The 282-nt window shown below is 64.9% G+C and carries 1 protein-coding gene; it reads left to right on the forward strand.

The features are described from left to right. Positions 1-282: FAD-binding protein (locus EN846_RS34755; protein WP_135928173.1), on the forward strand; the 282-nt coding region annotated here is incomplete at both ends.

Raw genomic sequence — 282 nt, forward strand, 5'->3', positions numbered from 1 at the left:
GCATGATCGAGAAGCGCCCGCAGCTGATTGCGCGCTGCGCTGATGTCGCCGACGTGATCACCGCTGTGAAATATGCCCGCGACAACGACCTGCTGATTGCCGTGCGCGGCGGCGGACACAACGGCGCCGGGCTGGGGATTTGCGACAACGGCCTCGTGATCGACCTGTCGATGATGAAGGGTGTCCGTGTCGATGCGAAAACACGCACCGTCAGGGTCGGGCCCGGCTGCACGTCGGGCGACGTGGATCATGCCACACATCCTTTCGGGCTCGCGGTTCCGG

The sequence above is a fragment of the Mesorhizobium sp. M4B.F.Ca.ET.203.01.1.1 genome (assembly GCF_004791025.1).
Taxonomy (GTDB): domain Bacteria; phylum Pseudomonadota; class Alphaproteobacteria; order Rhizobiales; family Rhizobiaceae; genus Mesorhizobium; species Mesorhizobium abyssinicae.